The organism is Streptomyces sp. NPDC026062 (assembly GCF_055568375.1).
Window position 1 is genome coordinate 1 of record NZ_JBVHOQ010000099.1, and the last position, 6,763, is coordinate 6,763.

Here is a 6,763-nt window from a genome sequence, read left to right on the forward strand (position 1 = left end):
AGTCGGTGGTGGGTCTGTGCCTGCCGCGTGGCGTGGAGATGATCACGGCGATCCTGGCCGTGTGGAAGGCGGGCGCCGCCTACCTGCCGATCGACCCCGAGTACCCCGGGGATCGGCTCGCGTACATGCTCGCGGACAGCGGCGCGTCCCTGGTCGTGGGCCGGAGCGACTCGACCCACGCTCTTACCGATGCCGATGTGTCGCTGCTGCACCTGGACGACCCGCACAGCATCGACCTGCTCGCGCACCAGCCGGCCACGCCGCCGCCCGCCGTGTCGCCGCTCGACAGCCGGGCCGCGTACGTGATCTACACCTCCGGGTCGACCGGGCGGCCGAAGGGGGTGCAGACCACCTACGCGGGCGTGGCGAACCTCGCCGCGGCGGTACGCCCGGTCCTCGCCGTCGAACCGGGGGAGCGAGTGCTCCAGTTCGCCTCGTTCAGCTTCGACGCCTCCGTCCTGGACGTCACCGCGACCCTGATGGCCGGTGGCACGTTGGTCCTCGCCGGACCGGAGGAGCGGGCGGACGCACGCAAGCTGGGACGCCTGATCCGCGACGCCGGGGTGCGCGTCGTCAGCATCGTGCCGTCGCTGCTCGCGATGCTCGACCCGGCGGACCTGGAGGGTGTGCGCACGCTGCGAACCGGTGCGGAGGCACTCTCCGGGGCGCAGGCCGAGCAGTGGGCGGGGGGCGGCCGCCGCCTGGTCAACTCCTACGGGCCGACCGAGTCGACCGTGATCGTCACGGCCGGCACCGTGCGGCCGGGTGGCGGTTCCGTGGTGCCGATGGGCGCACCGCTGACCAACACCGGGGTGTACGTGCTGGACGACCGCCTCGCGCCGGTGCCGGTCGGGGTCGTGGGCGAGCTGTACATCGCCGGTCCGCAGTTGGCCCGCGGGTACTCCGGGCGCGCCGCTCTCACCGCGGAGAGGTTTGTCGCGTGCCCCTTCGGACCGGCCGGCCGGCGGATGTACCGGTCGGGCGACCGGGTGCGGTGGACGCCGGACGGGCAGCTGGTGTTCGTGGGGCGGGCGGACGACCAGGTGAAGATCCGTGGGTTCCGGATCGAGCCGGGTGAGGTCCAGGCCGTCGTCTCCGAGCACCCGCAGGTGGCCCAGGCCGCGGTGGTCGTGCGCGAGGATGTCGCGGACGACAAGCGACTGGTCGCCTACGTGGTGACCGCTGGAGAGCACAGCGACGGTGAACTGGGTCGTGACGTACGTCAGTTCGTGACCGCACGCCTGCCGGAGCACATGGTGCCCTCGGCGGTGGTGATCCTCGACGAGCTGCCGCTGACGGTGAACAAGAAGCTGGACCGCAAGGCCCTTCCGGCACCCGAGTACGCGACCGGTTCCGGCCGCGGACCCTCCTCGGTCCGTGAGGAGATCCTGTGCGCGGCGTTCGCCGAGGTCCTCGGCGTCGACAGCGTCGGTGTCGATGACGACTTCTTCGCGCTGGGCGGTCACTCGCTGCTGGCGATCCGGCTGGTGGAGATCCTGCGCGGCCGTGGTGTGACGGTCTCGGTGCGGGCGCTGTTCGTCTCGCCGACGGTGGCCCGGCTGGCTGCCGCGTCCGGGGCGGAGAGTGTCGTCGTACCGCCCCATGCCATTCCTGAGGGCGCGCGGGCGATCACGCCGGAGATGCTGCCGCTGGTGGAGCTCACCACCGAGGAGATCGAGCGGGTCGTCACCACGGTGGACGGCGGCGCGGCGAACGTCGCGGACGTCTACCCCCTCGCTCCCCTCCAGGAGGGCCTGCTCTTCCACCACCTCCTCGCCGACACCGGCGAGGACGCCTACGTCAGGCCGACAGTGCTGGAGTTCGACTCGCGTGAGCGGCTGGACGCGTTCGCCGGAGCGCTTCAGAAGGTCATGGACCGGCACGACATCCTGCGCACGGCCATCGTGTGGGAGGGCCTGCGCGAGCCGGTGCAGGTGGTGTGGCGGCACGCCGAGCTCCCCGTCGAGGAGGTCTCCCTCGACCCGCACGGCGCCGACCCGGTGCGGGAGCTGCTGGCCGCGGTGGGGCTTTCAGTGGATCTGGGCCGGGCGCCGTTGCTCGGGCTGCACGCGGCGGCTGTCGCGGACGGCCGCTGGCTGCTGCTGATCCGTGTGCACCACATGATCCAGGACCACACGGGCGTCTCACTGCTGCTGGCAGAGGTGGAGGCGTTCCTCGGTGGCCGAGGCGCCGAACTGCCCGAGCCGCTGCCGTTCCGGAACTTCGTCGCGCAGGCGCACGGCGGGGTGGAACGGGCCGCGCACGAGCGGTACTTCGCCGACCTGCTGGGCGACGTCGACGAGCCCACCGCGCCGTACGGCCTGGTCGACGCGTACGGCGACGGCGCCGACGCGGTGCAGGCACGGCAGGACCTCCCGGCGGACCTCGAGACGCGGCTGCGTGAGGTGGCGCGGAGGCTGGGTTCGAGCCCGGCCACGGTGCTGCACGTGGCATGGGCGCGGGTCCTCGACGCTGTCAGCGGACGGGACGACGTCGTCTTCGGCACGGTGCTCTTCGGACGGATGAACTCCGGTGCCGGTGCGGACCGGGTGCCCGGCCCGTTCATGAACACCCTGCCGGTGCGCGCCCGCCTGGGTGACGGCACGGGCGTCCTCGCCGCGGTGCAGGGGATGCGCGGCCAGCTCGCCACGCTCCTCGAGCACGAGCACGCACCGCTCATCCTGGCGCAGCAGGCCAGCGGCGTGCCGACGGACGCTCCCCTCTTCACCTCGGTGTTCAACTACCGCCACAACACCGGATTCAGCGGTGGTGTGGCCGAGGTGGGCGACGGCATCGAGATGGTGTTCGTCCGCGAACGCACGAACTACCCGCTGGCTGTGATCTTCGATGACAACGGTGAGGGGCTGCGGCTGACGGTGGACGCGGTCGCTCCGATCGACGCGCACGCCGTGGCGACGATGGTGAGCACGGCCACCGCACATCTGGTGGCTGCGCTGGAGGAAGCGCTGGACGGCGGCCCGGACGTGCCGATGAGTGGCATCCCGGTGCTCGACGAGGACCGGCGCCACCAGGTGCTCACCGAGTGGAACGACACCGCGGCCGACGTGCCGGCGGGGACGATTCCGCAGCTGTTCGAAGCATGGGCGGCTCGAACCCCGGACGCGGTCGCGGTTGTCACCGACGGCGCAGAGATGACGTACGCAGACCTCGACGCGCGGGCGAACCATCTGGCACGGCTGCTGATCGGTGCGGGCGTGGGGCCGGAGTCCGTGGTGGGCGTCTGCCTGGAGCGCGGCGTCGACCTGATGGTGGCGCTGCTCGGTGCACTCAAGGCCGGGGCGGCTTATCTGCCGATCGACCCGGAATACCCGGCCGACCGCATCGCCTACATGTGCGCCGACGCGGCCCCGACGGCGATCGTGGCCACGCGTGCCACCGCCGACGGACTCCCGCACGACACGACCGCCACAGCGGTGCTTCTCGATTCGCCCGAGGTGCTCGGTGCGCTGGACACCGTTCCATCGGGCGAACTGGACGACGCCGAGCGGCTGGCTCCGCTGAAGCCGGCCCACCCCGCCTACGTGATCTACACGTCGGGATCCACGGGTCGCCCCAAGGGCGTCCTGGTCTCCCACGCGGGCGTGGCAAGCCTGGTGGCCGGCCACGTTCGGTACCTCGGCGTGGGCTCTGGGCACCGCGTGGGCCAGTTCGCGTCGGCGAGCTTCGACACCTTCGGCTGGGAGTGGTTCATGGCGCTCCTGTCCGGGGCCACCCTGGTCGTGATCCCGCAGGAGCGGCGACTGGGCACGGCGCTGCCCGAGTTCCTCACCGCCCAGCGCGTGACCCACGTGACGCTGCCGCCCGCCGTCCTGGCCACCCTCGACGAGAAGTCGATCGGCGCGGACACCGTGCTCGCCGTGGCGGGCGAGGCCTGCCCGCCCGAGGTGATGGCACGCTGGGCACGCGGGCGCGTGATGTTCAACTCCTACGGCCCCACCGAGACCACGGTCGACGCCACCCTGTGGCGCTGTGATCCCGACGCCCCCGAGGTGGCCATCGGATCACCCGTCGTCAACACGCAGGTGTACGTGCTCGACGAGCACCTGACCCCCGCCCCGCCCGGTGTCACCGGCGAGATGTACGTGTCCGGCGCCGGACTGGCACGCGGCTACCTCGGGCGCACGGCGCTGACCGCGGAACGATTCGTGGCGAACCCGTTCGGCCCTGCCGGGTCCCGCCTGTACCGCACGGGCGACCGGGCCCGCTGGACCTCCGAGGGCCACCTGGTCTTCGTCGGCCGATCCGACGACCAGGTGAAGATCCGGGGCTTCCGCATCGAACCCGGAGAGATCGAGAACGTACTGGGCGGACATCCCTCGGTGACCCAGGCCGCGGTCATCGCCCGTGAGGACACCCCGGGTGACAAGCGCCTGGTCGCCTACGTCGTGCCCGCCGAGGGCGCGGTGACGGCCCAGCTGCCCGAGGCGCTCAACAGCCTCGCGGCCGAGCACCTGCCGGAGTACATGGTTCCCGCGGCGGTCGTCCTCATCGACGAACTGCCGCTGACGGTGAACAAGAAGCTGGACCGCAAGGCCCTGCCCGCGCCGGAGCTCGCCGCCGTGGCCGCGGCCGGCCGCGCCCCGGCCGACGCGCGGGAGGAGATCCTGTGCGCCGTCTTCGCGCAGGTCCTCGGCGTGGAGCGGGTCGGTGTCGACGACGACTTCTTCTCCCTCGGCGGGCACTCCCTGCTCGCCGTGCGGCTGGCCAGCCGGGTGCGCTCCGTGCTCGGGGCCGAATTCGAGATCCGCGAGCTGTTCGACGCACCCACGCCCGCCGGACTCGCCGCTCGTCTCGCCCGCGGAGGTCCCGCCCGGGCCGCGTTGTCGGCACGGCAGCGCCCCGAGCGTCTTCCGCTGTCGTACGCCCAGGGCCGTCTGTGGTTCATCGGCCAGATGGAGGGCCCGAGCCCCATCTACAACATCCCGGTGGCACTGCGACTGACGGGCCGGGTGGATGCCGGAGCCCTGAATGCCGCGCTGCGGGATGTGATCGGCCGCCACGAGGTGCTGCGCACGGTGATGGCCACCACCGAAGACGGTGCGCCTTACCAGCGGGTCCTCAACCACGAGGCGTTGGACTGGGAGCTGCGGGTCGCCGACGCGGTCCCGGGGGATGTCGACGCCCTGGTGGCGGAGGCAGCGCGGTACACGTTCGATCTGTCTGCCGAAGTGCCCATCCGGGCTTGGCTGTTCGGTGTCGCTCCGAGTGAGCATGTGCTGGTTGTGGTGGTGCACCACATCGCCGGTGACGGCTGGTCGATGGGTCCGCTGGCGCGTGATGTGTCGGTGGCGTACGAGGCGCGGTGTGCGGGGCGTGCCCCCGAGTGGGAGCCGTTGCCGGTTCAGTACGCGGACTACGCGCTGTGGCAGCGTGAGCTGCTGGGCGACGAGAGCGACCCGGACAGCGTCCTGTCGCGTCAGGTCGCCTATTGGCGGGAGACGCTGGCCGGTGCGCCGGAGGAGCTGACGCTGCCGGTCGACCGGCAGCGTCCCGCGGTGGCCGGCCACAAGGGCCACCGACTGCCGCTGGACATTCCGGCGGAGGTGCATGCACGTCTGGTGGACGTGGCACGGGCCGAGGGCGTGACCGTGTTCATGGTGCTCCAGGCCTCCTTCGCGGTGCTCCTCTCCCGCCTCGGCGCCGGAACCGACATTCCCATGGGCCTCGCGAGCGCGGGCCGCACCGACGAAGCCCTTGACGACCTGGTCGGGTTCTTCGTGAACACACTCGTGCTGCGCGCGGATCTCTCTGGAGACCCGACGTTCCGTCAACTTCTCGCCCGAATACGAGAGAACGGCCTGTCCGGAATCGCCCACCAGGACGTGCCCTTCGAACGTCTGGTGGAGGAGCTCTCACCGACGCGTTCGCTGGCCCGTCACCCGCTGTTCCAGGTGATGCTCACCCTCCAGAACAACGCCGACGCCGTCGTGAACCTGCCTGGCGTACGCACGGAAGCGATACCGGCGGCGACCTCGGTGGCCAGGTTCGACCTGGACGTCAGCGTGGCCGAGACGTTCGACACCGACGGCGCACCGGCCGGTCTGCGCGGTCAGCTGATCATCGCCGCGGACCTTTTCGACCGGGCCTCGGGCGAACGGCTGGCGGAGCGCTGGGCCCGCGTCCTGGAGACGGTCACCACCAACCCGCGCATGCGGCTGAGTGCCGTGGATGTGTTGGGCGCCGTCGAGCGTCGTCGGGTGCTTGTCGAGTGGAATGACACGTCGGTGGGGGTGCCGGCGGGGTCGGTGGTGGGGTTGTTCGAGGAGTGGGTGGCTCGGGCGCCGGGTGCGGTTGCGGTGGTGTTCGAGGGTGTTGAGGTGTCGTATGCGGAGTTGGATGCGCGTGCGAATCGTCTGGCTCGTTATCTGATGGGTCGGGGGGTGGGTGCGGAGTCGTTGGTGGGTCTGTGTCTGCCGCGTGGTGTGGAGATGGTGGTGGGGGTCCTCGCTGTGTGGAAGGCGGGGGGTGCGTATGTGCCGTTGGATCCGGAGTATCCGGTGGAGCGGCTTGCGTTCATGGTGGCGGATGGCGGGGTCCGTGTTGTGGTGGGGCTGGGGTCTTCGGTTGCCGGTGTGGGGGGTGTGCTGGGTTCGGTTCCGGTGGTCTGTGTGGACGAGGCGGGGGTGGTGGCGGATCTGGCGGAGTTGCCGGGTTCGGCGCCGGGTGTGGCTGTGGGGCCGGATGGTTTGGCGTATGTGATTTATACGTCGGGTTCGACGGGGGTGCCGAAGGGTGTGGCGGT

At 71.1% G+C, this 6,763-nt stretch carries 1 protein-coding gene; it reads left to right on the top strand.

Annotation, left to right across the window (positions count from 1 at the left end; all coding sequences use genetic code 11):
- The coding region (locus tag ACZ4LX_RS37660; RefSeq protein WP_467721405.1) for a non-ribosomal peptide synthetase at window positions 1–6,763 on the top strand (6,763 nt) is incomplete at both ends.